This is a genomic window from Kocuria soli (genome assembly GCF_003797835.1).
GTDB classification, from domain to species: Bacteria; Actinomycetota; Actinomycetes; order Actinomycetales; family Micrococcaceae; genus Kocuria; species Kocuria soli.
Window position 1 is genome coordinate 69,202 of sequence record NZ_RKMF01000012.1, and the last position, 24,580, is coordinate 93,781.

The following is a 24,580-nucleotide window of genomic DNA, read 5'->3' on the forward strand; positions in this document are numbered from 1 at the left end:
TCCTTTCGGGGCTGTGGAGTACCCGGAGGCCTCGCGTGACTGAGTCCACGTCCATGAACGAATCGCCGTACGAGAAGCGCCGACGGCGAGCACAGGAACGTCACCGCCGTTCGGGCAAGGCGGAGGAGCCGTCGTCGTCCGCTGTGGCGGCTGACCAGGATGCCGAGGTTCACGAATCCGCCCGGAACATCGTGTTGCGTCAGCTCACGGCCTCCGCCAAGTCCCGTCGGCAGCTCGAGGACAAACTTGCCGACCGGGGTGTTCCCGAGGACGTGGCCATGAGCGTCCTGGACCGTTTCGAGGACGTCGGGCTCGTGGACGACGCCGCGTTCGCGGAGACTTTCGTGCGCTCCCGGGCCGAGACCCGCAAACTGGCCCGCCCCGCACTGCGTCGGGACCTGCAGGCCAAGGGCATCGACCCGGAACTGGCCGAGCAGGCGCTCGAGCAACGTACCGACGAGGACGAGCAGGCAGACGCCCTGGACCTGGTGCGGCGCAAGGCGCCGTCGGGGGAGCAGCTGGCCGAACAGTTGGCGGATCGGAAGACCCGGGACAAGCTGACCCGGCGACTCGTGTCCATGCTGGCCCGCAAGGGCTACGCCCCGGGCATGGCCTTCGACGTCGTCAAACAGGTGCTGGGGGAATCGGAAGACGACCTGCCCGGAGAACTGGGCAGCCCGTAACCGGAGTGTCGTCCTGTTCGAGATCATGCTTTCCTACCGATCCACACGCGAAAACGTGCGGGAAAGCATGTTCTGGAGCTCGGGGGCAGCGGGCCGCGGCTGATTTGACCCCGCCACTATCCTTGTCGCGTGAGTGCGAGCCCCGTTGACCTGACAAAGAACGCCGATGTGCATGCCGGTACCGACGACGCCCGAGCGTCCCGCGCCGTGACCAGGCAGGCGCCCTCGACCGAGGCCCCCGAGATTCCGGTCCTGGACTCGCCGCGCTCCTACGACGTTCGAACCTTCGGGTGCCAGATGAACGTCCACGACTCCGAACGCATCACGGGTCTGCTGGAGACCGCCGGATACGTTCCCGTGCAGAACGGGGAGGACCCGGACCTGGTGGTGTTCAACACCTGCGCGGTCCGTGAGAACGCGGACAACAAGCTCTACGGGCACCTCTCCCAGCTGGTCCCCACCAAGCAGAAGAACAAGGACTTCCAGGTGGCCGTGGGTGGCTGCCTGGCCCAGAAGGACCAGGACACGATCCTCAAGAAGTCTCCCGTGGTGGACGTGGTGTTCGGGACGCACAACATCGGATCCCTGCCGGTCCTGTTGGAACGTGCGCGGCACAACGAACAGGCCGAGATCGAGATCCTGGAATCCCTGGAGACCTTCCCGTCTGCCCTGCCCACCAAGCGCGACCAGGCCTACGCGGGCTGGGTCTCGATCTCCGTGGGCTGCAACAACACGTGCACGTTCTGCATCGTCCCGTCCCTGCGCGGCAAGGAAGAGGACCGGCGCCCCGGTGACATCCTGGCCGAGGTCCAGGCCCTGGTGGACCAGGGTGCCGTGGAGGTCACGCTTCTGGGCCAGAACGTCAACTCCTACGGTGTCTCCTTCGGGGACCGTTTCGCGTTCTCCAAGCTCCTGCGCGCCTGCGGGGAGATCGAGGGTCTGGAGCGGGTGCGTTTCACCTCACCGCACCCGGCCGCCTTCACCGACGACGTCATCGACGCGATGGCCGAGACTCCCAACGTCATGCCACAGCTGCACATGCCGCTGCAGTCCGGCAGCGACAAGGTCCTGCGCGAGATGCGGCGTTCCTACCGGTCCAAGAAGTTCCTGGGCATCCTGGAGAAGGTGCGTGAGCGCATCCCGCACGCGGCGATCACCACCGACATCATCGTGGGCTTCCCTGGGGAGACGGACGAGGACTTCGAGGACACCATGCGAGTGGTCGAGGCCTCCCGGTTCTCCTCGGCTTTCACCTTCCAGTACTCGGTGCGGCCCGGAACCCCGGCGGGGGAGCGCGAGGACCAGCTGCCCAAGGCAGTCGTCCAGGAACGCTTCGAACGACTGGTGGCTCTGCAGGATCGCATCGCGGCGGAGGAGAACGCCGCGATCGTCGGGCGCACCGTGGAACTGCTGGTGACTGCCGACGCGGGCAAGAAGAGCGGCGAGACCCATCGCCTCTCCGGGCGCGCGCAGGACCAGCGGCTCGTGCATTTCTCCGTTCCCGACGGCGCCGAGGCCCCGCGTCCCGGTGACTTCGTGACCGTTCCCGTGACACAGGCGGCGGCCTACCACCTGATCGCGGACCCGACCGCGGAGCAGTACGAGCTGCGTCGCTCCCGCGGCGGCGACGCCTGGGAGCGCGAACAGGCGGCTTCCTGCGGAACGGGCAGCGGCGCGACCGGCCAGGTCAGCCTGGGCATGCCCACGATCCTCGCGGGCTCGCCGTCGGCACCCCGTGGCTGACGCAACCGGCGCGCTCGACCCCGATGAATCCTCCGGAGGCGGTGGTGCGGAAACGCCGATCGTAGCGCTGGTCGGCCCCACGGGGACGGGCAAGACGGCGCTGAGCATCGCCCTGGCCCAGCAGCTCGGCGGCGAGGTGGTCAATGCCGACTCGATGCAGTTCTACCGGGGCATGGACATCGGCACCGCCAAGGCCACGGTCGACGAACGCCAGGGCGTGCCCCACCACCTCCTGGACATCATGGAGGTCACGGAGGAAGCCTCCGTGGCCCGGTTCCAAGAGCAGGCCCGCACCTGCTTCGCCGAGATCCGCTCGCGCGGTCGGGTCCCGATCCTGGTCGGTGGCTCGGGGCTCTACGTGCGGGCGGCCTTGGACCGTATCGAGTTCCCCGGAACGGACGCCGTCGTCCGGGGGCGTCTGGAACAGGAGCTGCACGACGGCGGCCCCGGGCCACTTCGTGCCCGCCTGCGCCAGATCGACCCCGCCGCGGAGGAACGGATCCGGGACGACCGGCGACTGGTGCGTGCGTTGGAGGTCCATGAGCTGACGGGGCGGCCCTTCACCGCGTTCATGCCGGAACGCACCCACGTGGCACCCGCCGTGCAGATCGCACTGGACCTCGACCGTACCGTGCTCCACGAACGCCTGGAACGTCGCGTGCACGCGATGGTGCGGGGCGGACTCGAGGACGAGGTCCGCGGGCTCATTCCGCATGGTTTGCGGGAGGGCCGAACCGCGTCCCAGGCCCTGGGCTACGGCCAGTTCCTGGCCGTCGTCGACGGGACCATGACGGTGGACCGGGCGATCGAATCCACCGTGGTGGGAACCCGACAGTTCGCCAAGCGGCAACTCACCTGGTTCTGCGCCGATCCGCGCGTGCACTGGCTGCCGGCCGAGGATCCGCTGCTGGTGAATCGCGCGCTGGAGCTGGTCCGCTCCGGAACACATGCGGATTAGCATGGTCCGGTGACCAGCAACCAGCCTGAAGCCCTTCCCCAGGACACCACCGCGGAGGACTCCGCACCGGACACCAATGCACCAGACGCCCCGACCGCTGACGAATCCGTGCGAGCTGATACCACGCCTGGTTCGACGTCGGATGCCAGGTCGGCGGGCAACGTCCTGGACGGGTCCCTGATGGACAGCGTTTTCGGTGAACTGACCGGTGTCCCTTTCCTGAAGGGCCACGGGACAGGCAACGACTTCGTCGTCGTCGTCGACCCGGAGGGCCGCCTCCTGTTGTCCGATGACACCGTCCGGCTGGCCTGCGACCGACACCAGGGCATCGGGGGTGACGGTTTCATCCGGGTGATCCGGTCGGCCAACCTGCCCGAGGGCCAGGAACTGCTCGAGCACACCCCGGATGCTGAATGGTTCATGGACTACCGCAACGGTGACGGGTCGATCGCCGAGATGTGCGGCAACGGGGTCCGGGTCTTCGTCCACGTGCTGGTCGGCCAGGGACTCGTGGACCTGGCGCACGGGGAGACCGTGCGGATCGGAACGCGGGCGGGGGTCAAGACCGTGGCCCGCACCGCAGACGGATACGCCGTGGACATGGGCCCCTGGGGGTTCATCGACGGCGACGGCGCCCGTTCCCGCGGATCGGATGCCGTGGTGACGGCCAAAGGACTGCGCGTCCCGCGACCCGCCGTGTCCATCACCATGGGCAACCCCCACACCGTGGTGGCCCTGGCGGAAGGCGAGAAGCTCGACGCGCTGCAACTACACGCCGCGCCGCAGGTTCGACCCACCCCGCCCGACGGGACGAACGTGGAGTTCGTGGTCCCGATCGACGAGGAAGGTCAGGGCTCGGAGGAGATCGGCCGCATCCGGATGCGCGTCCACGAACGTGGCGTGGGGGAGACCCAGTCCTGCGGCACCGGTGCGTGCGCGGCGGCCGCCGCCACCCGCTTCTGGGCGGGGGAATCCGCACCGGACGAATGGGTCGTGGAAGTCCCGGGTGGAGCCGTCTCGGCCACGTTCGTGGAAGGGCCGCACGGTGCCGAGCACGTGGTGCTCGCGGGTCCCGCGACCGTCGTGGCTAGCGGGACGTTCGGCTGACGCGCAGGACCCTGAAGCCCTTCGACGTCGAATCCCGGGTCACCGACCACGGTTCCCCGGTCGCTTCCGGCAACGCACGGGTCAGCCAGGTCTGCAGCGAATCCGCCCCCAGATTCTTCTGGACCACCAGCCACGCCTCGCCCCCCGGGGTGAGTCTCGGCAACCACAGGAGCAACAGTTCGCGCAGGGCCTCCTTGCCGATGCGGATGGGCGGGTTCGACCAGATCACGTCGAATCGCCGGTCCTCCGGGACCTCCTGCGGCAGGTAGGCCTCTGCGGTGACCGAGTACGCGGCCGCGTTGTCCCGGGTCAGGGCCAGAGACCGCTCGTTGACGTCCACCGAGGTGACGCGCGGACGCGCGTCGTCCCGCTCGCCGTCCGCCCGCCCCGAGAAGCCGAGGGCCAGTGTGACGGGCCCCCAGCCGCAGCCGAGGTCCAGGAACTCGGCACCCAAGGGATCCGGGACGGCGTCCAGGAGAACCGCGGTGCCTTTGTCCAGAGCACCCGGGGAGAAGACACCGGCGGCAGTGACCACTCGTACCCGGCGCCCGCGAATCTCGACCTCGAGCTCCGAGCGGTTCTCGGGACCATCGGGTGTGGTGAAGTAGTGCGCCATCATGCCCGCTAGCCTAGGGGGAACCAGCCCGGTTCCGGTGCCGTAACCGATTGGAACAACCGGGCATCGGCCGTCGTTGTGTTCTGGACGGCAGAAGCCGTGCCATCAGTACCTTCCGAAAAGGATTCATGACCAACACCCACACCCAACCCGAACAGCCCGTCGGCGGCGACCGCCGCGGACACTCGCCCTCTGCGCAGGAACTCGAGGACGTCGTCGAACGTGTCCTGTCCCGAGCGCGTGCGGGACGTTCGGCCGCCGAACGCGACGCCGACGGCGCAGCGGCACCCGCCGAGGACTCCGGCCACGTACTCGGAGGCAGGGCCCGCGAACTCTCCGAGCGCACGGTCCACACCGGAGCCGACGGCGACCAGTACGACCTCGCCGCCCGCCAGTCCCTGCGGCGCGTGGCCAACCTGTCCACCGAACTCGAGGACATCACCGAGGTCGAGTACCGCGAACTGCGCCTGGAGAAGGTGGTCCTGGCCGGCCTGTGGACCTCGGGCCGCATTGAGGACGCCGAGAACTCCCTGCGCGAGCTCGCCGCGCTGGCCGAGACAGCGGGCTCCGAAGTCCTGGATGGCGTGATCCAACGCCGCGCCACACCGGACCCGGCCACCTACCTGGGCTCGGGCAAGGCACTGGAACTCAAGGACATCGTCGCTGCGACCGGGGCGGACACGGTGATCGTGGACGAAGAACTCGCACCCTCCCAGCGCCGCGCGCTGGAAGACGTGGTCAAGGTCAAGGTCATCGACCGCACCGGTCTGATCCTGGACATCTTCGCCCAGCACGCCAAGTCCAAGGAGGGCAAGGCACAGGTCGAACTGGCCCAGCTCGAGTACATGCTGCCGCGCCTGCGTGGTTGGGGTGGCAACCTGTCCCGTCAGGCCGGTGGACGCGCCGCCTCGGGTGAAGGCATCGGCTCCCGCGGTCCGGGTGAGACCAAGATCGAACTGGACCGCCGTCGGATCCGTGCCCGGATGGCCAAGCTCAAGCGCGAGATCGCGGCCATGAAGCCCGCCCGTGAGGCCAAGCGACTGAACCGGCGACGCAACGCCGTGCCCTCCGTCGCGATCGCGGGGTACACGAACGCCGGGAAGTCCTCGCTGCTGAACCGCTTGACGGACGCCGGGGTGCTCGTGGAGAACGCGCTCTTCGCCACGCTGGACCCGACGGTCCGCAAGGCCACGACGCCCGACGGCATCGGCTACACGCTCTCGGACACCGTGGGTTTCGTGCGTTCGCTGCCCACGCAACTGGTCGAGGCCTTCCGCTCCACGCTCGAGGAAGTGGCCGACGCCGACCTCATCCTGCATGTGGTGGACGGTGCCCACCCGGATCCGGAGGGACAGATCCACGCGGTTCGCGAGGTGCTGGCCGACATCGAGGCGAGCCAGCTGCCGGAAATCATCGTGGTCAACAAGGCCGACGCCGCGGACCCGTTCGTGATCGAGCGGTTGCGCAACACGCACAAGAACGTGGCGGTCGTGTCCGCCCACACGGGCCAGGGCATCGAGGAACTCAAGGAACTCATTTCGCAGTCGATCCCGCGACCCGACCACGTCCTGGACCTGGTGGTGCCCTACAGCGACGGCGACGTCGTCTCCCGCCTCCACGGGTGGGACGCGGAGATCCTGCGCACCGAGTACCTGGCGGAGGGCACGCACCTGCTGGTCAAGGTCCGCGAGGACCTGGCCGGTGAACTCGCACCGTTCGTCCCGGAGCACCCGCCGGAGTTCGCTGAGGCTGACACGACTCAGACCGACTCGCCGGAACCCCGGTAGGAGCACGTCCGATGCCGACCACCACAGCACCGGGAACCGGTGTCCGTGACGCCGAGGGACGCCCGATCACGGATCGTCCCGAGACCTTCCCCGGGGCACTGGATGCCTTGAACCTGCTCGACACTGCGGTGGAAGCCCTGGGCGGGCAACGCCGCGACGGGCAACGCTTCATGGCCGCCAAGGTGGCCGAGGCCCTGGACACCGGCCGTCACCTGCTGGTGCAGGCCGGCACCGGGACCGGCAAGTCCCTGGCCTACCTGACCCCGGCGCTGCACCACGCCGCCGGGCGACGCGGTGCGGGGGCGGGGCCGGTCGTCGTCGCCACGGCCACACTCGCGCTGCAGTCCCAGGTGGTCGGCCGTGACGTCCCTCGTCTGCTCTCGGCCCTGGAGGGTGAGCTGCCGGAAGGGATGGACGTCGCCCTGCTCAAGGGGCGCAGCAACTATGCGTGCCTGCACAAGCTGGAAGGCGGCTACCCCCAGGACGACGACGGTGCGCTGTTCGCGGCCCCCGGCGAGGGAAACCACCCCGGCGGTGGGCAGGTGTCGGCGCTGGGACGCGAGGTCCAACGGCTCCGGGACTGGGCCCAGACCACGGACACGGGGGACCGGGACGAAGTCCTGCCCGGTGTCACCGACACCGCCTGGCGGCAGATCTCCGTGACCGCACGCGAGTGCCTGGGTCGGTCCTGCCCGTTCGTGGAGGAGTGCTTCGGGGAATTGGCTAAGGCCCGCGCCGCCGATGCCGACGTGGTGATCACCAACCACGCCCTCCTGGCGATCAACGCGTTCGAGGACGTGCAGGTGTTGCCCGAACACGACGTGGTGATCATCGACGAGGCGCACGAACTGCGGGACCGCGTCACCGGAGCCGTGACGGGAGCGCTGTCCGCAGCCGCCGTACGGGCCGCCGCAACCTCCATCCGCAAACACACCTCCGCGAAGTCGGACGATCTCTCCGCCGGGGCCGACGATCTGGAACGGGCCCTCGAAGGGGTCCCGGCCGAGTTGTTGGCCCGGGGACTCACGGACCGCATGGGCGCCTCCGTCGTGCGGATCCGCGACGCCGCGCGCCAGGCCCTCACGGACTCGAAGCCGGAGAAGGGTGCGGGGTCGGCGGATGCCGATGCCGACGGCGGACGCCAGATGGCGCGCTCGCGGGTCACGGAGATCCTGGAGCTGTGCGAACGCATGACCGAAGCCGACGACGCCCGCGAGGTCCTGTGGCTCTCCCGCACCGGCGGGTGGGAACCGGGCCGCGGCTACGTCCCGGCGGAGGACACGGACCCCGCCGTGCTGAACATCGCCCCGCTGTCCGTGGCTGGGCGGTTGCGCGAAGGCCTCTTCGACGGACGGACCGTGGTCATGACCTCCGCGACCCTGTCCGTGGGGGCGTCCTTCGACGCCGTGGCGGGCGACCTGGGGCTCCAGGGACCCGGTGCCCCGCGGTGGGAAGGGGTGGACGTCGGCAGCCCGTTCGACTACCCCCGGCAGGGCATTCTCTACACGGCTCGGCACCTGGAGAAGCCCGGGCGTCAGCTGGCTCCTGCGATGCTGGAGGAAACCGTTGACCTGATCGAGGCCTCCGGGGGCGGCGCACTGGGACTGTTCTCCTCCCGCCGGGCCGCGGAGGAAGCCGCAGAGTACGTGCGCGAACGCACGGAACACCCGATCCTCTGCCAGGGCGATGCCTCCCTCAACTCACTGGTCAAAGAATTCACGGAGGATCCCGCCACGTGCCTGTTCGGAACCATGAGCCTCTGGCAGGGCGTCGACGTCCCGGGGGATGCGTGTCGGCTGGTCCTGATCGACCGGATCCCGTTCCCGCGCCCCGACGACCCCCTGGCCACGGCACGCGCGAAGGCCATCGCGGAGGCGGGGGGCAACGGATTCATGGGCGTTTCCGCAACCCACGCCGCCGTGCGCCTGGCACAGGGCGCGGGCCGGCTCATCCGCAGCGCGTCCGACAAGGGCGTGGTGGCGATCCTGGACTCACGCCTGGCAACGGCCCGGTACGGGGGGTTCCTGCGCTCGAGTCTGCCGCCCATGTGGGCCACACAGGACCGTGACGTGGTGCTCGCGGCGCTGCGCCGCCTCAACAACGACTGACCCGCCACTGACCTTCGGCAGGACTGCGGCTGATTCGCGCGCTCTCCCATACGAGGGCACTGACGGTACCTGCCCCGCCTCCGTCCACGGCGCTAGTCTCAGACGTGGACGGCGTCGACCGACGCGCCATACGTTCGGCACGAGGAGCAGCAACCATGCGTGGAGCCATCATTCACGGACCCGGCGACGTACGGGTCGAGGACCGTGAGGAACCGCAGATCGAGAAGCCCACGGACGCCGTCCTCCAGGTCAGCGCGGCTTGCGTGTGTGGATCGGACATGTGGCCGTGGCGGGGCATCGACGAGACCAAGGACCCGAGCCCGATGGGTCACGAGTACGTGGGCGTGGTTGAACAGATCGGCGCGGAGGTCACGAACGTCAAGGTCGGCGACTTCGTCGTCGGTTCCTTCATGGCCTCCGACAACACGTGCGAGATCTGCCAGGACGGGTACCAGTCCCGGTGCCTGCACGGAGAGTTCGCCTGCCCCACCGGAGCGCAGTCGGAACTCATGCGGGTTCCGCTGGCCGACGGGACGCTCGTCGCCACGCCGGGGCAGCCGGACGATGACCTGATCCCGTCCCTGCTGACCGCCTCCGACGTGCTGGGAACCGGTTGGTTCGCCGCCGTGGCCGCGGAAGCGGGTCCCGGCAAGACCGTGGCAGTCGTGGGCGACGGCGCCGTCGGGTTGCTGGGGATCCTGGCCGCCAAGCAGCTCGGAGCCGAGCGGATCATCGCCATGAGCCGGCACGAATCGCGGCAGAAGCTGGCCCGCGAGTTCGGCGCCACGGACATCGTGGAGGAGCGAGGCGACGACGGTGTGGCCCGGATCAAGGAGATGACCGGCGGCTACGGGGCCCATTCCGTGATCGAAGCGGTCGGCACCCAGGAGTCCATGCTGCAGGCCATCCACTCCACCCGCCCCGGCGGGCACGTCGGCTTCGTCGGCGTGGCGCACGACGTCGCCCTGCCCGGAGACGCGCTGTTCGGCGCGGAGGTCCACCTGCTCGGCGGACCGGCACCGGTACGGCGCTTCCTGCCCGAGCTGATCGATCTGATCCTGAAGCGCGAGATCAACCCCGGCAAGGTCTTCGACCTGGAAGTCCCGTTGGAGGAGATCGCGGAAGGCTACAAGGCCATGGACGAACGCCGCGCCATCAAGGCGCTCGTTCGCATGTGAGATCAGAGGTCCAGAAGGAGAACACCATGGAACGGTTCAACAACCATCAGACCGGCCAGGGCCCTGCAGAGCGGTTCGTCGGAGACGTCTACGTCGACGGCATCGTGTCCGAACCGGGTACCTCCAAGCTCACCGCAGCGCACGTGCGTTTTGCCCCGGGCGCTCGCACCAACTGGCACACCCACACGCTCGGGCAGAGCCTCTACTGCACGGACGGCGTGGGCGTCGTCGTCAACCGGGCCGGTGAGGTCATGGTCTTGCGCGCGGGGGAGACCGTGTGGGCGGCCGAAGACGAGGAGCACTGGCACGGGGCCCTGGACGACCGGTTCATGGCTCACGTGGCCATGCTCGAATCAGTCGACGACACGGACCCGACCACGTGGCTCGAGCCCGTTGACGACGACGAGTACGCCCGCGCGATGGCCGTGGCCAAGAAGGAACTGGGGTGGGCATGAGCGAGAACGCCGCCGGGCCCGGTCCTGCCCCGGAGGATCCGGGGCAGGACCGTGTCGAACGATCGGAAGAGGTCTTCGAACGGCTCTTCGGGGTGCGGGACCGGCACGCCCCGGAGAAGCACCCGGAGTTCATGCAGATCCTGCGTTCCGTCATCTTCGGTGACGTGTTCGCCACCGGTGACTTGGACGACCGGACGAGGGAACTGGTCACGGTGAGTGTCCTGGGCGCGTTGCAGACCCTTCCGCAGTTGCGGGCACATTCGGCGGCGGCACTCAACGTGGGAGTGAAACCCGTCGAACTCCTGGAGACCGTCTATCAGCTGGCGCCTCTCATCGGGTTTCCCCGGGCTCTCAACGCCATAGGCGTGGTCTCCGAGGTTCTCACCGAGCGTGGCCACACGCTTCCGTTGCCGACGCAAGGGACGGTCGACGACGACGACCGTCACGCCCGCGGGCTCGAGATCCAGCGCGAGTTGTACGGGGACGAGATTGCAGAGTCGACGGAGGGGCTGCCCGGGGAGTTTGCCTCCGCGGTCCCCGGATTCCTCACGGATTTCCATTTCGGTGACTTCTGGACCAGAGGGGGCCTGGACGTCGCCACCCGGGAGTTGCTTTTGCTCGTGGCGATCGCCGCAGCCGGTCTGACCCCGCAACTCGAGCCCCACGTGGCCGCCGCCGTCCGTGCCGGCAACGACGTCGAGACGGTCCTTGCGGCGCTGGTTCAGGGTTTCCCCTACATGGGCTACCCGGTGGCGTTGAACGCCATCCGCCAGGTCCAGGCCTACCTTCGCGAAGTCTGAACCGGAACAGCCAGAACCCCGGATATCGGGGAAACCCAGGAACCACGATCCATCCGGACCGTGGTTCCGTCATGACGGTTCCGGATGCGCGGGGCCGTCAGAGGCTGCGGAGCACGGAGACCACCTTGCCCATGACGGTTGCGTGGTCACCCAGGATGGGTTCGTACATCGTGTTCTGCGGCAACAGCCACGTGTGACCGTCGCGCTGTCGGAATGTCTTGACCGTGGCCTCGTCGTCCAGCAGCGCTGCCACGACGTCACCGTTCTCGGCCGTGTTCTGCTGTCGCACGACCACCCAGTCGCCGTCGCAGATGGCGGCGTCGATCATCGAATCACCGCGGACCTTGAGCATGAACAGCTCACCGCGGCCGGTGAGCTGACGCGGCAGCGCCACGGTGTCCTCGACCTGCTGGTCCGCGGTGATGGGCACACCCGCTGCGATATGACCGACCAGGGGGACCAAGGCGACGTCGTCGGAGGACGAATCGGAGGACCGTGACACCGTACCGGTGCGCGTGCTTGCCGTGCTCGACGACGAGTCGCCGATGGACCGCGCGGACGTGAACCGTGGGCGGAACTCCACGGTGTTCGAATCCGTCGCCTCCGTCCCGGTGTTCGATTCCTGGGCGGTCAACGGTGAGGTCGGGTCGAGGACCTCCATGGCTCGAGGCCGCTTCGGGTCCCGCCGGATACACCCCAGGCGCTCGAGTTGGTTGAGCTGGTGGGTCACGCTGGACAGCGAGGCGAGGCCCGCGAGGTCGCCGATCTCGCGCATCGACGGCGGGTAGCCGTGCTCCGCGATCGAGCGGCGGATGACGTCGAGGATCTTCTGCTGCCGCGCGGACAAGGGACGTCGCCCGGACAGGTCTTGCGGCTGCCCCGGATCAGAGGTCTTGCGGTCGCTGGGTGCCATGGCCGTCCTTTGGATGCGCTGCGGGATTCCTTGTGTTGTCCGACCCCCTGCGTTGACTGGTCCACGGTGAACCTCCCAACGCGGAGTTCCGTTGTCCGGAGCCGGTGAGGTGTTCGATCCCGACTCGATCTCGACGGGCCAACACCCCCTCAGGATATGGGAGTTTACTCACGTGATCAAACAAATGTTCGAAAGCGTGTCGACGCCGTTCGTACATACGTGCTAGAAATGTTCGAAACGGAATCGAACACCTGTTCGAGCCCCCAGGGTGATCTGTCGGGGGAACCGCAGTGGTTCACGGACCGGCGCCTCGGGTGAGGAACGGTCAGGACCTCGGAGGTCAGGCAGACCCCGGCAAGAAGGAGTGCATTCCAATGTCAGCCATCAGTTTCGGACCGCGTATCCAGCTCGGCTCGTCCGCACGTGTGGGCGGGGCGCCCGTCGTGCGGGGCCTACGCTCTGGCTGCCGTGCGTTCGCGGGCGAGGTCGCGGCGTCGGTGCCCGTGCTGCAGCGCAAGGAACGTGCGGATGCCACCAGCACCCGGAGCCGGGAAAGCGGCTCGGTGCACCTGACGCGACGGGGCCGCCTGCTCTTCATCGGCCTTCCCGTGATGCTGGCCACCGTGGCCGTCGCAGTGGCCCTGCTGGTCATCGTCGCCCCGGCCACGGTCACCGCGAGCACCGAACCCGCCGAGGGCAACGGGACTGAAATCGTGACCGTGGACCCCGGCCAGAGCATGTGGGAAATCGCCGGCAGCGTGGATTCCTCACGGGACACCCGCGCGGTGATCTCCGAGATCATGGAACTCAACGACCTGGAGTCCCAGTCCGTGACCACCGGGCAGCAGCTCCTGGTCCCCGCCAACTGAGGGACGCAAGGGGAGGGTGGCTCCCGAACGGACCGTTGCCGCGCCGCGCGGTCGCACGGTCGTCGTCGTTGTGAATCGCGGCCCGGGCCCGTGCCTCGTAGACTGGCCCGGTGACTGAGCCCAACGACCGCACCGAACTTCTCAACGCCCTGCCCCTGCGTGACGACCTGCGTGACAAGAGCCCGTACGGGGCCCCGCAGCTCGACGTGGCGGTCACGCTCAACACCAACGAGAACACCCATCCGGTCCCCGCTGACGTCCAGCAGGCGATCGTGGAGGAGGTCTCCCGCGCCGCGCGCGGGCTGAACCGTTACCCGGACCGAGAGTTCACTCAACTGCGTCAGGAGCTGGCCCAGTACCTGGGCCACGGGCTGTCGGCCGAGAACCTGTGGGCCGCCAACGGGTCCAACGAGATCCTGCAGCAACTCATGCAGGCCTTCGGGGGCCCAGGACGCGCGGTCCTCTCGTTCGTCCCGACCTACTCGATGTACCCGATCCTGGCGGCGGGCACGAACACCGAATTCATTGCCGGTCAGCGGGCAACCGACTTCACACTGACCCCGGAATCGGCGGCGGACCAGGTGCGCGAACACCGCCCCAGCATCGTGATCCTCTGTTCCCCGAACAACCCCACCGGTACAGCGCTTGACGACGACGTCGTGGAGGCCGTGTACCAGGCAGGGGAGGAGAGCAACACGATCGTCGTCGTGGACGAGGCCTACGCCGAGTTCGCCCGCAATCCCGCGGCCACCGCCCTGCGATTACTGCCCGGTCGCCCCCGTCTGGTGGTGACCCGGACCATGTCCAAGGCCTTCGCCCTGGCCGGTGCTCGGATCGGTTACTTCGCCGCCGCGCCGGAGGTCAGTGACGCCGTGCGTTTGGTGCGCCTGCCCTATCACCTGTCCGCGGTCACCCAGGCGACGGCGCTGGCTGCCCTGCGGCACCGTGAAACGCTCATGGCCGACGTCGAAGACATCAAGATGCAGCGCGACCGGATCGTGGACGAGCTCAAACGCATGGGGCTCGAACCGGCCCATTCCGATTCCAACTTCGTGTTCTTCGGCGGCGATTTCGACTCCGGGGACATGTGGCGCCACCTCCTGGAACGTGGCGTTCTCATCCGCGACGTCGGAATCCCGAGCCACTTGCGGGTGACGTCCGGGACCGAGCAGGAGACCACCGCCTTCCTGGACGCCGTCGAGGCATTTCTGGACCGCAAGACCGACACCGAGCACCCCACGGAGACCGTGTGAGCACCACCGACCAGCCCACCGAAACCACCGCCCGTGACGGCGCAGCCCGTGGCCGCACGGCCCGCGTGGAGCGCAAGACCAACGAATCGCAGATTGCCGTGGAGGTGAGTCTGGACGGCACGGGGGAGAACCAGATCTCCACCACCGTCCCGTTCTACGACCACATGCTCACCGCGCTGTCCAAGCACTCCCTGATCGACCTCAAGGTCGAAGCCACGGGGGACACCCACATCGACGTGCACCACGTCGTGGAGGACACGGCCATCGTGATCGGCGAAGCCATCAAGGAGGCGCTGGGGGACAAGCGCGGCATCCGGCGTTTCGGGGAAGCCTCCGTCCCGTTGGACGAGGCGCTGGCCCGCGCCGTCGTCGACGTGTCCGGCCGCCCGTACTGTGTCCACGTCGGCGAGCCCGAAGGCCAGCAGTACCACCTGATCGGCGGGCACTTCACGGGATCGATGGTCCAACACGTGTTCGAGTCGTTGACCTTCCACGCGGAGATCTGCCTGCACATGGAACTCGTGCGCGGCCGGGATCCCCACCACATCGCGGAAGCACAGTTCAAGGCGCTGGCCCGCGCCCTGCGATCCGCCGTCGAACCGGACTCGCGGGTCACCGGAGTGCCTTCGACCAAGGGCGCCCTGTGATGCGGGAGGCCTCGGACGGTGTGACCCCCGAAGGCAAGACCATCCCGGCCCCTGAGACCGTCGGCGCCGGGCCCACGGGCTCCACCCACGCGGAACCGGTCGTCGTCGTGCTCGACTACGGGGCCGGGAACGTCCGCTCCGCCGTACGGGCCCTCGAGGCGGCCGGTGCTCGCGTCCTGTTGACGCGCGACAAGCAGGCCGTCCTGGACGCCGACGGCCTGGTGGTCCCCGGCGTCGGAGCGTTTCGGGCCGTGGTCGACGGCCTCCGCGAGGTCGGCGCCGTCCCGCTGATCGAACGCCGCCTGATGGGTGGCCGTCCGGTCCTCGGGATCTGCGTGGGGCTGCAGGTGCTCTTCGACCGCGGGGTCGAGCACGGGGAGGAAACCGAGGGGCTGGGGAAATGGCCCGGCACGGTCGAGCGGCTTCGCGCCCCCGTGGTCCCGCACATGGGGTGGAACACGGTTCGGACGCCGCCGGAAACCGAGCTGTTCAAGGGCATCGAGGACCAGCGGTTCTACTTCGTGCACTCCTACGGGGTGCAGGACTGGAACTTCGAGGCCGGGAGCAGCCACATGGTCCCGCCGCAGGTCACCTGGTCGGAGCACGGTGCACCGTTCGTGGCTGCGGTCGAGAACGGGGCTCTGTGCGCCACCCAGTTCCACCCGGAGAAATCCGGTGAGGCCGGCCTGCAGTTGCTCCGCAACTGGATCGCCACCCTGCCGACCACGGGCCGCCTTGATGCCCTCCTCGATCAGCGCCATGACGACGACGGCCTGCCGGAGGCCACCTCCCAGGCTCAGGCCGAGGCTGCTGCCGGGAGAGAAGCATGAGCTGGTCCGTGATTCTGATGGTCCTGGGCGCCTTCCTGGCCGGAGGCGTCATCTCGTTCCACCAGCAGGGGTTCCCCAAGTGGGTCGTGGGCCTGCTGGCCCTGGCCTCGGCAGCGCTGATCGTCTACGGCGGCTGGTCCTGGCTGGTCGGCCTGAACGCCTGAGAATTCACGTGCCCCACCCGGCCCGGAACCGGCCCCAACCGGCCCAGAACCGCCACTGTGGTCACCGCGAGAACCAAACCGAGAACATTCGTGAGGAAACACATGACTGAGAACACCGCTGAACGCGTGGCAGAACTCGCCGCTCAGGGACAGGGCCTGCCGCGCCTGGAGCTGCTGCCTGCCGTCGACGTGCGCGACGGCCAGGCCGTCCGCCTGGTTCAGGGGGAGTCCGGCTCGGAGACCGGTTACGGCGACCCGCTCGAGGCGGCGCAGGCCTGGCAGGACGCGGGAGCCGAGTGGCTGCACCTGGTCGACCTGGACGCTGCGTTCGGCACGGGCGAGAACATCGACGTCCTGACCCGGGTGGCCCAGGCCCTGGACCTCAAGGTCGAGATGTCCGGCGGCATCCGCGACGACGAATCACTGAAACGCGCTCTGTCCCTGACCCCGGCGCGGGTGAACCTCGGCACGGCGGCCCTCGAGAACCCCGAATGGACCCGGAAGGTCCTCGCCGAGCACGGTGACAAGATCGCCGTCGGGCTGGACGTCCGCGGAACCACCCTGGCCGCGCGCGGCTGGACCAAGGAGGGCGGCGACCTCTGGGAGGTGCTCGACCGCCTGGAAGCGGATGGTTGCTCGCGCTACGTCGTGACGGACGTGACCAAGGACGGCACGCTCAAGGGCCCCAACGTGGAGTTGCTCAAGGACGTTGCGCAGCGGACCAACAAGCCCGTCGTGGCCTCCGGTGGCATCGCCACCCTCGAGGACATCGCGCAGCTGCGACAGCTGGTTCCCGCCGGCGTGGAGGGCGCCATCATGGGCAAGGCGCTCTACGCGGGCCGCTTCACGTTGGAACAGGCCCTCGACGTCGCCGGCCGTCCCACCGCCTGATGGCCTCCGAACAGACCCCGGGTGGACGGCAGCTGCCCCCGCACATCGCGGCTCAGCTGCGCAGTGCCGGAGGCGAAACGGACACAGGTGGTCAGGCATGGGCCGGGCGCGACCTGGCGCACGGGCACACCCACCAGTTCGCCGACGACGACGGGGCCGCCGACCGTGCCCTGGCCCGCGTCCTTGAGCGCTGGGAAGTCGGGGAGGCCGACGAGACCGACGTGGTGGCCGCCTTGGCGGACACCAGGCTCTTCGTCCCGGTGTTCGCGGAGGTCAGCCACGCCGAGATCACGGAGGACGGACTCGTGGCGGACAAGGAAGCCGACATGTCGTTGGTGACCCTGCAGGCCGCTGACGGGCGCAAGGCGCAACCCGTCTTCACCTCGGACCGCCTCATCGGGCAGTGGCACAAGGAAGCCCGTCCGGTCGCCGCGCAGGTCCGCAAGATCGCGCTCGCTGCGGTCAAGGACGGCACGGAATTACTGGTCCTGAACCCGGGGTCCGCCCAGCCCTTCGTGGTAAGGCGCCCCGCGCTGTGGGCCGTGGCCAAGGCGGAGACCTGGCGTCCGTCGTACGCCGATGCCGACGTGTCCCGCGCCGTGCTCGACGCCGCCCTGGGGCTGACGGGGGTGGCCGGAGCTCACGTCCGCCCCGGCCGTGGCGCCAACGCGGTGGCACCCAACGGCAACCCTCTGCGCGGCGGAGGGCCGGGGCCCGAACTCAACGTGGTCCTTCAGCTGCTCCCCGGTCTGGACCGTGACCGGTTGAACGCGGTTCTGGAGGTCTTTCAACTGCGGATCGCCAGGGAACCGGCGTTGGCCGACGGCGTCGATTCCCTGGAGATCACGCTGGAGACCGCTCAGCTGTAGACCGGGCCGGTGAACTTCTCGCCCGGTCCCTGCCCCGGCTGATCGGGATAGGGGGAGGCCTCGCGGAAGGCCAACTGCAGGGAGCGCAGGCCGTCGCGCAACGGTGCTGCGTGTTGGGAACCGATTTCCGGGGCGGCCGCGGTCACGAACCCCGCCAGGGCCGTGATGAGCTTGCGTGCCTCGTCCAGGTCCTTGAGGTCATCCGCGTCGGGGGAGTCGGCCAGGCCGCACTTCACGGCGGCCGCAGACATCAGGTGCACCGCCGACGTGGTGATCACCTCGATCGCGGGAACCTCCGCGATGTCACGCATCTGTTCGTCCACGGCCGCCTTCGTCTCGGGTTCCAATCCACCGACGGCGGAACCCTGGTCGTGCGGGTCGGAAGGGGCGTCGTCGTCGAAGCGGAAGGTGTTCTCGGAAGTCATACGCGCAAGCCTAAGGGGCGACCGGTACCGGTGTTGCATGCTGGTGGTGCAACGAAGTGACAGTGCAACGGGCAGCGCCGTGGAGGTGCTGCCGTTCGCGACGTACGTCATCCCCGGGAGGTGGATCGCGGAACATGATGGCGGAACAAACTGTGTTGATGACCGGCGCTACTCGCGGTATCGGTCACGTGGCGGCGCGTCGAGTCCTGGCCGAGAGCCCGCAGTCGCACCTGCTCGTCCTGGCTCGTCCCGGGACCCCTGACGTGGTGCGTTCCTTCGGGGCGGATCCTGCGCGGGTTTCCGTGATCGACGCCGATCTGGCGTCCATGGGCAGTATGCAAGCGGCTGCTTTCCATGTGGCGGCACTGGTCTCCGACGGTGTTGTCCCTCCCATCCGTGTCATGGCCCTCAACGGGGGAGTGCAACACACCAACGCGCTGACCGTGACCGAAGACGGATTCGAATCGACTTTTGCTGTCAATGTCCTGGCCAACCACGTCTTGATCCGACTGCTCCGAGAAGACGCTGCACCGGCCGCGCACACGGTGGTGACCGTCAGCGACACGCACTTCGGCGACCTCCGGCACAACCTCGGGATGGTGCCGGGCCCGCGGTGGGCTGATCCGCAGACCCTGGTCCGTCCCGGAGCCTTCCCCCGCCCTGCGCGCGCCAGCGCTGGGCGCATGGCCTATTCGACCAGCAAACTGGCTGGGATCTACCTGGTTCACGCCTACTCCCGACACTTTGCCGGTGACGGCACGTTCCACGCGTACAACCCTGGTTTCGTGCCGGCGACGGGCCTGGCTCGAGAAGCCGCGGCACCGGCGAGGTACGTGATGAGACGCATCATGCCCCTGCTCACCCTGTCGCCGCTGGCCACATCGGCGCAACGTGCCGGCGAGTTGCTGACGGACGCCATGTTCGCCGGGAACGCAGCGCCCAATGGCGCCTACATCGACCGTGGGCGCGTCGTGGATTCCTCCCCTGAGTCTTATGACATCGGCCGCGAGACTGAACTCTGGGACGCCGTCGAATCTCTCACGGCACCCTTTCTGGGACCTGATTCCGCTAGGCAGTGACCACGGCCCCGCCCGGTGCCTACGACGGGAGACGGATCACGTCGCGGCCCCTGCCCGTCCCGCGGCTCCCCGTGTATGATGGTCGGCAGTGCGCAAGTGGAGGTGACTCCCACCCGCGCGGACACAGCGGCAGAAGGACCTGCTCGCAGCAGTCCCCGGGTAAGAGACGAAGAATCGTCCGCCGAACGGTCTCGACAGACCGACGATCGCAGCAACGGTTGCGATGGTGGAACCCCGGTGGTTCCGTGGCGACGTTCACCGTGACCTCCGCTTGGCCCTCATGGCAGCGGAGGTTTTTTGTTGCCATCGCACTCGAAGAGCACCAGGACGCCGGGGTGGAACCCGGCTCTAGATCAGGAGTCAAGCATCAGCGATCCACGCATCAACGACAGAATCCGAGTCCCCGAGGTCCGTCTTGTGGGCCCCGGTGGTGAGCAGGTTGGCATCGTCCGAGTTGAGGACGCCATGCGACTTGCCCGCGAATCGGACCTGGATCTGGTCGAGGTGGCTCCCAACGCTAAGCCGCCTGTGGCCAAGCTCATGGACTTCGGCAAGTACAAGTACGAAGCCGCGGTCAAGGCCCGTGAGTCCCGCAAGAACCAGACCAACACCAACCTCAAAGAGGTCCGTTTCCGTCTGAAGATCGACGACCACGACTACGAGACCAAGGTCGGTCACGCTCGTCGCTTCCTGGGCGAGGGCGACAAGGTCAAGGCCATGATCCAGTTCCGCGGCCGTGAGCAGTCCCGCCCGGAAATGGGCGTCCGCCTGCTGCAGAAGCTCGCGGAGGACCTGGAGGAGTTCGGCCAGGTCGAATCCAGTCCGCGCCAGGACGGCCGCAACATGGTCATGGTGCTGGGCCCGCTCAAGAACAAGTCGGAGGCCCGTGCGGCCGCCCGTCGTGCGAAGGACTCGGAGGAAACCGAGTCGCGCGTGCCGCTCAAGACCAAGTCCTCGCGGCGTGACCGTGAGCGTGAAGCCCGCGCGGCCGGGATGATCGACACCGAGTCCGCGCTGCCGGTTGGTGGAAACAGCATCGGGGAAGCCATCCCCGATGAGCTGCGGAAGATGGCCGAGCAGAAGTTCGAGGTGCCGGAAGGTGCCCCGCCGCTGAAGGTCTCCGAGGACCAGCCGCCTGTGATGGCTCCCAAGGAGGAGCGTCGCGAGCGTGGTGCTGGTGGTCGCGGCCGCAGCGGTGAACGTGGCGGACCCCGCGGGGGAGATCGTCCCGATCGCGGGTCGGACCGCGGCGACCGCCCGGAGCGCAGCTCCGATCGCGGCGGCCGCCCCGGTGGGCGTCCGTCCTCCGCTCCCCGCACCGAGGGCAGCCGTCCGTCGTCGGGCCCGCGGACCGGTGCACCGGCCCGCTCGGCAGGCCCGCGTCCGGCGTCGTCGGCCCCGCGTCCCGCCAACGCACCGCGCCCCGCCGCACGACCCGCACCCGCACCGGGCGCGGCACCCAAGCCAGGAGGCGCGCCCAAGCCGGGTGCCTCCGCCAAGCCCGCACCGAAGCCCGGTGCCGGCCCGCGTCCCGGCCCCAAGCCGGGGCCTAGCCAGGGCTGAGACAGACTCAACCGTCGCACCCGGGACCGGGAGACGACGGAGCGAGCACAACAGGCGGTGTCGCACCGAACACGTGCGGCACCGCGCAGACCAGGTCACCACACCGGTGACGCACCGTGAACGACGGTGAAATTCAACAAGGAGACGGCTGACATGCCGAAGATGAAGACCCACTCGGGTGCCAAGAAGCGCTTCAAGATCACGGGTTCGGGCAAGGTCAAGCGCCAGCAGGCCAACCGCCGCCACTACCTGGAGCACAAGTCCTCCCGCCTGACCCGCCGCCTTGCCGGCGACAAGATCGTCACCCCGGGCGAGGCCAAGGTCGTCAAGAAGATGCTGGGTAAGTGACCCCGGCTCTCTGAGCTCCCGCGGGCGCCACGGCGTCCCGCACCCGAACGTGCAAGCCAACAACCGGTGCCCCAACCGGTGAGAACATCGAAGGAGTACACACGTGGCACGTGTGAAGCGGGCGGTCAACGCCCACAAGAAGCGTCGGACTACTCTGGAAGCCGCCTCCGGCTACCGCGGACAGCGCTCGCGCCTGTACCGCAAGGCCAAGGAACAGGTCATCCACTCGTACGTCTACAACTACGACCACCGTCGCGCCCGCAAGGGTGACTTCCGTCGTCTGTGGATCCAGCGCATCAACGCCGCTGCCCGCGCCAACGGCCTGACCTACAACCGCTTCATCCAGGGCCTCAAGCTGGCTGAGGTCGAGGTCGACCGCCGTATGCTCGCCGAGCTCGCCGTGACCGACGAGGCCGCTTTCGTGGCCCTGGTCGAGGTGGCCAAGAAGGCTCTGCCGGCTGACACCTCCGCTCCGCGCGACGCTGCCTGATTTCCTTTCTGGCGCGCACTGACGTGAGCATTCCGGAACGCCTCGCCGAATCCGTTCTGTCCAACCCCCGAGCCGATCGGGTCCGGACCGTAGCGGGTTTGGCGAGGCGTTCCGCGCGTTCCAAGCACGGACTGTTCCTGGCCGAGGGGCCGCAGAACGTCCGGGAGGCTTTGGCTGCCCACCTGGACCGCAGCACGGGGACGACGGCGATCGACGTCCCCGAACTGGACGCCCTGTACGTGACGGAAGACTGCCTGCAACACCACCCCGACATCGCGGAACTGGTGAGCCGGGCGGTCTCCGACGGGGCCTCGGATGTCCCTGGTGGGCAGCGGGTCTTCGTCCGCCTGGTGACGGACGAGGTGCTGCGTGCCATGTCCGATGCGCAGTCACCCCAGGGGGCGATCGCGGTGTGCCGCGTAGCTGCCCAGGTTCTCCCCGACGTCCTGGGCGGCGCTCGCCTCACGGCCGTCCTGTGCCGCGTCCAGGATCCCGGAAATGCGGGGACGATCATCCGGGCGGCGGATGCCGCCGGCGCCGACGCCGTCGTGCTGACCACCGGGTCCGTCGACCTCTTCAACCCCAAGACCGTGCGCTCGACCGCCGGTTCGCTGTTCCACCTGCCCGTGGTGTCGGGTGTTGAGTTCGGTGACCTCGTGGAGGTTGTCGGTGTCTCCGGGGCCCAACTGCTGGCCGCGGACGGATACGCGCCGCTTGATCTGGACACCCTCCAGGATGCCTCCGTGTCCGGTGCTGCCGCGCCGTGTGACCTCTCGGCGCCGACCGCCTGGCTGTTCGGCAACGAGGCGCAGGGCTTGTCCGAACAAGAGAAAGCCGCCGCAGCCCATCGCGTGGCCGTGCCCCTGTACGGGCGGGCCGAATCGCTCAACGTGGGGACCGCTGCCACGCTGTGCCTCTACGCATCCGCCAGGGCTCAGCGGAGAGGGGCGTCGTCGTGACCGAAGAGATCGGGCCGGAGCACGTCTTCCGGACACAGGTGGTGGGCGCCGCCGTCCTCGATGACGCGGAGAACCCCACCCATTTCCTGGCCGCCCAGCGGGCGTACCCGGAGACCCTGCGAGGCATGTGGGAGTTCCCCGGGGGCAAAGCGGACCCCGATGATGCCTCCTGCGAAGCCGCGTTGATCCGAGAGTGTTCCGAGGAACTCGACGTCCAGTTGCGCCTGCTGGACGAAATCCCCGGACCGCACGCCCAGGGCTGGCCGCTCAAGGAGTCCTCGGCCATGCGGGTCTGGACCGCCGTGGTCACCGGCGGCGAACTGATGCTCGGCCCCCAGTACGACGGCGCCGACCACCTGGATCTGCGCTGGATCCCGCTGCACGACGACGGCGCAGCCGCCCGGGACCTCGAATGGATCCCGGCCGACCGTCCGATCGTGGAAGCCTTGCTCGCCCGGCTCCGCTGAGCCCTTTCCTCCCCGTCGACCACACCGCTGGTTGCGACCACACCGCGTGTCCGGGGTGCGGTCGACGGGAAACGGTGTGGTCGGCGGAAGGAACGGGAACTCGGTAGACTGTGTCCGGCCCGTGGCAGGAGTGACCTCGGGTCATTCCGCGCGTGGTGCGCCCTGCCAACGGGGACTCCGGTGAATCGACCCGGCCTCTGACGGCCGAGGCGGCTCCACCCGGAGCGCGCGTACCGAAAGCAGAGGTCAAGAAGCCGCATGTCCCAGAGCACGCCAGAACCGACACCGGAGAAGGACCCGGCCGAACCCCAGTCCGTCCAGACCGACGCCCCAGCGGATCCCGCCGTCGATCCCACGGACGAAGCAGCGGTGAACGCGGCGGTCGATCAGGCTCTGGCCGCCATCGACGCCGCCACGGACCTGGACCAGCTCAAGGTCGCCCGGCTGGCGCACACGGGGGAGAAGTCCCCGCTGGCCCTGGGCAACCGCGCGATCGGCAAGCTCCCCAAGGACCAGAAGGCCGTTGCGGGCAAGCTCATGGGACAGGCCCGCGGCCGCGTGAACAAGGCCGTTGCCGCCCGCCAGGAAGTCCTGGAGGCGGAGCACGCCGAACGGATCCTGGTCGAAGAGGCCGTGGACGTCACGGCCGCCGGACGACGACGTCGCATCGGCGGCCGTCACCCCATCAGCATGCTCATGGACCGTGCGGCGGAGATCTTCGTCGGCATGGGCTGGGAAGTGGCCGAAGGCCCCGAGGTCGAGTCCGAGTGGTACAACTTCGACTCCCTGAACTTCAAGCCCGATCACCCCGCCCGCCAGCTGCAGGACACGTTCTTCGTGGATCCGCCGGAATCGCACCTGGTCCTGCGCACCCACACCTCTCCGGTGCAGATGCGCTCGCTGCTCTCGCGCGAAGTCCCGATCTACGTGGTGGCCCCGGGCCGTGTGTTCCGTACCGATGAACTCGATGCCACGCACACGCCGGTGTTCCACCAGATCGAGGGCCTGGCCGTGGACAAGGGCCTGGCCATGTCCGATCTCAAGGGCACGCTGGAGCACTTCGCGCGCCAGATGCTCGGCCCAGAGGCCGAGATCCGGCTGCGTCCCAACTACTTCCCGTTCACTGAACCCTCCGCCGAGATGGACGTCTGGCACCCGAACGCCAAGGGCGGCCCCCGGTGGATCGAATGGGGCGGTTGCGGCATGGTCCACCCCAACGTGTTGCGTTCGGCCGGCGTTGACCCGGAGGTCTACTCGGGCTTCGCGTTCGGCATGGGGATCGACCGCACCCTGATGTTCCGTAACAACGTCCCCGACATGCACGACATCGTCGAGGGCGACATCCGCTTCAGCCAGCACTTCGGAATGGAGGTCTGAG

26 protein-coding genes are annotated in these 24,580 nt (G+C 68.5%); 23 read left to right on the top strand and 3 right to left on the bottom strand.

The window, feature by feature from the left end:
* The first annotated feature begins 35 nt into the window (after positions 1-35).
* The 4 genes from EDL96_RS09910 (at position 36) to dapF (ending at position 4,491) form a co-directional block, all read left to right on the top strand.
* A complete protein-coding gene (locus EDL96_RS09910; RefSeq protein WP_233568823.1) occupies positions 36-683 on the top strand; it encodes a regulatory protein RecX in 648 nt (215 codons plus the stop codon).
* 207 nt (positions 684-890) lie between these two features.
* Positions 891-2,426, top strand: coding sequence for a tRNA (N6-isopentenyl adenosine(37)-C2)-methylthiotransferase MiaB (gene miaB / locus EDL96_RS09915; protein ID WP_123825748.1), 1,536 nt, complete (start codon positions 891-893; stop codon positions 2,424-2,426).
* Entirely contained in the window at positions 2,419-3,384 is a 966-nt protein-coding gene (gene miaA, locus EDL96_RS09920) for a tRNA (adenosine(37)-N6)-dimethylallyltransferase MiaA (protein WP_123825691.1), read from the top strand. The genes miaB and miaA overlap by 8 nt, the downstream gene beginning before the upstream one ends.
* A 180-nt stretch (positions 3,385-3,564) precedes the next feature.
* Entirely contained in the window at positions 3,565-4,491 is a 927-nt protein-coding gene (dapF, locus tag EDL96_RS09925; protein ID WP_123825750.1) for a diaminopimelate epimerase, read from the top strand.
* Here dapF and EDL96_RS09930 read toward each other — a convergent pair.
* Positions 4,472-5,110: a class I SAM-dependent methyltransferase gene (locus EDL96_RS09930; RefSeq protein ID WP_233568824.1), complete on the bottom strand. Its 639-nt coding sequence runs from the start codon at positions 5,108-5,110 to the stop codon at positions 4,472-4,474. The genes dapF and EDL96_RS09930 overlap by 20 nt on opposite strands.
* Positions 5,111-5,235: 125 nt before the next feature.
* On the opposite strand from EDL96_RS09930, the gene hflX reads away from it, so the two are divergent.
* The 5 genes from hflX (at position 5,236) to EDL96_RS09955 (ending at position 11,435) form a co-directional block, all read left to right on the top strand.
* Positions 5,236-6,894, top strand: a complete 1,659-nt coding sequence (hflX, locus tag EDL96_RS09935; protein ID WP_123825693.1) for a GTPase HflX — start codon at positions 5,236-5,238, stop codon at positions 6,892-6,894.
* Positions 6,895-6,905: 11 nt separating this feature from the next.
* The gene (locus EDL96_RS09940; RefSeq protein WP_123825695.1) at positions 6,906-9,002 is read left to right on the top strand and encodes an ATP-dependent DNA helicase; all 2,097 of its coding nucleotides are present in this window, start codon (positions 6,906-6,908) and stop codon (positions 9,000-9,002) included.
* 155 nt (positions 9,003-9,157) lie between these two features.
* Positions 9,158-10,180, top strand: a complete 1,023-nt coding sequence (locus EDL96_RS09945) for a zinc-dependent alcohol dehydrogenase family protein (protein ID WP_123825697.1) — start codon at positions 9,158-9,160, stop codon at positions 10,178-10,180.
* A gap of 26 nt (positions 10,181-10,206) precedes the next feature.
* A complete protein-coding gene (locus EDL96_RS09950; RefSeq protein ID WP_123825699.1) occupies positions 10,207-10,635 on the top strand; it encodes a (R)-mandelonitrile lyase in 429 nt (142 codons plus the stop codon).
* On the top strand, positions 10,632-11,435 hold the full coding sequence (locus tag EDL96_RS09955) for a carboxymuconolactone decarboxylase family protein (protein WP_123825701.1): 804 nt from the start codon (positions 10,632-10,634) through the stop codon (positions 11,433-11,435). Before EDL96_RS09950 ends, EDL96_RS09955 begins: the two co-directional genes overlap by 4 nt.
* A gap of 97 nt (positions 11,436-11,532) precedes the next feature.
* Here EDL96_RS09955 and lexA read toward each other — a convergent pair whose 3' ends face one another.
* Positions 11,533-12,348 carry a transcriptional repressor LexA gene (lexA, locus tag EDL96_RS09960; RefSeq protein WP_123825703.1) on the bottom strand — a complete coding sequence of 272 codons (816 nt, stop codon included), beginning with the start codon at positions 12,346-12,348 and terminating at the stop codon, positions 11,533-11,535.
* 374 nt (positions 12,349-12,722) lie between these two features.
* On the opposite strand from lexA, the gene EDL96_RS09965 reads away from it, so the two are divergent.
* The 7 genes from EDL96_RS09965 (at position 12,723) to EDL96_RS09990 (ending at position 17,871) form a co-directional block, all read left to right on the top strand.
* Entirely contained in the window at positions 12,723-13,217 is a 495-nt protein-coding gene (locus tag EDL96_RS09965; protein WP_123825705.1) for a LysM peptidoglycan-binding domain-containing protein, read from the top strand.
* Positions 13,218-13,327: 110 nt separating this feature from the next.
* Positions 13,328-14,470, top strand: coding sequence for a histidinol-phosphate transaminase (locus EDL96_RS09970; protein WP_123825707.1), 1,143 nt, complete (start codon positions 13,328-13,330; stop codon positions 14,468-14,470).
* On the top strand, positions 14,467-15,117 hold the full coding sequence (hisB, locus tag EDL96_RS09975; RefSeq protein ID WP_123825709.1) for an imidazoleglycerol-phosphate dehydratase HisB: 651 nt from the start codon (positions 14,467-14,469) through the stop codon (positions 15,115-15,117). The genes EDL96_RS09970 and hisB overlap by 4 nt, the downstream gene beginning before the upstream one ends.
* Complete coding sequence (gene hisH, locus EDL96_RS09980) at positions 15,117-15,947, top strand: imidazole glycerol phosphate synthase subunit HisH (RefSeq protein ID WP_123825711.1); 831 nt, start codon at positions 15,117-15,119, stop codon at positions 15,945-15,947. Before hisB ends, hisH begins: the two co-directional genes overlap by 1 nt.
* Positions 15,944-16,111, top strand: coding sequence for a hypothetical protein (locus EDL96_RS13470; protein ID WP_199732584.1), 168 nt, complete (start codon positions 15,944-15,946; stop codon positions 16,109-16,111). The genes hisH and EDL96_RS13470 overlap by 4 nt, the downstream gene beginning before the upstream one ends.
* A 102-nt stretch (positions 16,112-16,213) precedes the next feature.
* Entirely contained in the window at positions 16,214-17,002 is a 789-nt protein-coding gene (gene priA, locus EDL96_RS09985) for a bifunctional 1-(5-phosphoribosyl)-5-((5-phosphoribosylamino)methylideneamino)imidazole-4-carboxamide isomerase/phosphoribosylanthranilate isomerase PriA (RefSeq protein WP_123825713.1), read from the top strand.
* Complete coding sequence (locus EDL96_RS09990; RefSeq protein WP_123825714.1) at positions 17,002-17,871, top strand: SseB family protein; 870 nt, start codon at positions 17,002-17,004, stop codon at positions 17,869-17,871. The genes priA and EDL96_RS09990 overlap by 1 nt, the downstream gene beginning before the upstream one ends.
* Here EDL96_RS09990 and EDL96_RS09995 read toward each other — a convergent pair.
* Complete coding sequence (locus EDL96_RS09995; RefSeq protein ID WP_123825715.1) at positions 17,862-18,296, bottom strand: DUF1844 domain-containing protein; 435 nt, start codon at positions 18,294-18,296, stop codon at positions 17,862-17,864. The genes EDL96_RS09990 and EDL96_RS09995 overlap by 10 nt on opposite strands.
* Before the next feature lie 158 nt (positions 18,297-18,454).
* On the opposite strand from EDL96_RS09995, the gene EDL96_RS10000 reads away from it, so the two are divergent.
* From EDL96_RS10000 to pheS, 7 genes are all read left to right on the top strand, one after another.
* Positions 18,455-19,375: an SDR family NAD(P)-dependent oxidoreductase gene (locus EDL96_RS10000; RefSeq protein WP_233568825.1), complete on the top strand. Its 921-nt coding sequence runs from the start codon at positions 18,455-18,457 to the stop codon at positions 19,373-19,375.
* Between the two features lie 300 nt (positions 19,376-19,675).
* Positions 19,676-20,938 (top strand): translation initiation factor IF-3, encoded by a 1,263-nt coding sequence (gene infC, locus EDL96_RS10005; RefSeq protein WP_267900151.1) that lies wholly within the window; start codon positions 19,676-19,678, stop codon positions 20,936-20,938.
* 153 nt (positions 20,939-21,091) lie between these two features.
* Positions 21,092-21,286 carry a 50S ribosomal protein L35 gene (gene rpmI, locus EDL96_RS10010; RefSeq protein WP_047692783.1) on the top strand — a complete coding sequence of 65 codons (195 nt, stop codon included), beginning with the start codon at positions 21,092-21,094 and terminating at the stop codon, positions 21,284-21,286.
* Positions 21,287-21,389: 103 nt separating this feature from the next.
* Entirely contained in the window at positions 21,390-21,776 is a 387-nt protein-coding gene (gene rplT / locus EDL96_RS10015) for a 50S ribosomal protein L20 (protein WP_123825717.1), read from the top strand.
* Positions 21,777-21,799: 23 nt separating this feature from the next.
* The gene (locus tag EDL96_RS10020; protein WP_123825718.1) at positions 21,800-22,735 is read left to right on the top strand and encodes a TrmH family RNA methyltransferase; all 936 of its coding nucleotides are present in this window, start codon (positions 21,800-21,802) and stop codon (positions 22,733-22,735) included.
* On the top strand, positions 22,732-23,202 hold the full coding sequence (locus tag EDL96_RS10025; RefSeq protein ID WP_233568827.1) for an NUDIX domain-containing protein: 471 nt from the start codon (positions 22,732-22,734) through the stop codon (positions 23,200-23,202). The genes EDL96_RS10020 and EDL96_RS10025 overlap by 4 nt, the downstream gene beginning before the upstream one ends.
* A gap of 258 nt (positions 23,203-23,460) precedes the next feature.
* Complete coding sequence (gene pheS / locus EDL96_RS10030; protein ID WP_123825719.1) at positions 23,461-24,579, top strand: phenylalanine--tRNA ligase subunit alpha; 1,119 nt, start codon at positions 23,461-23,463, stop codon at positions 24,577-24,579.
* Position 24,580 lies beyond the last annotated feature (1 nt).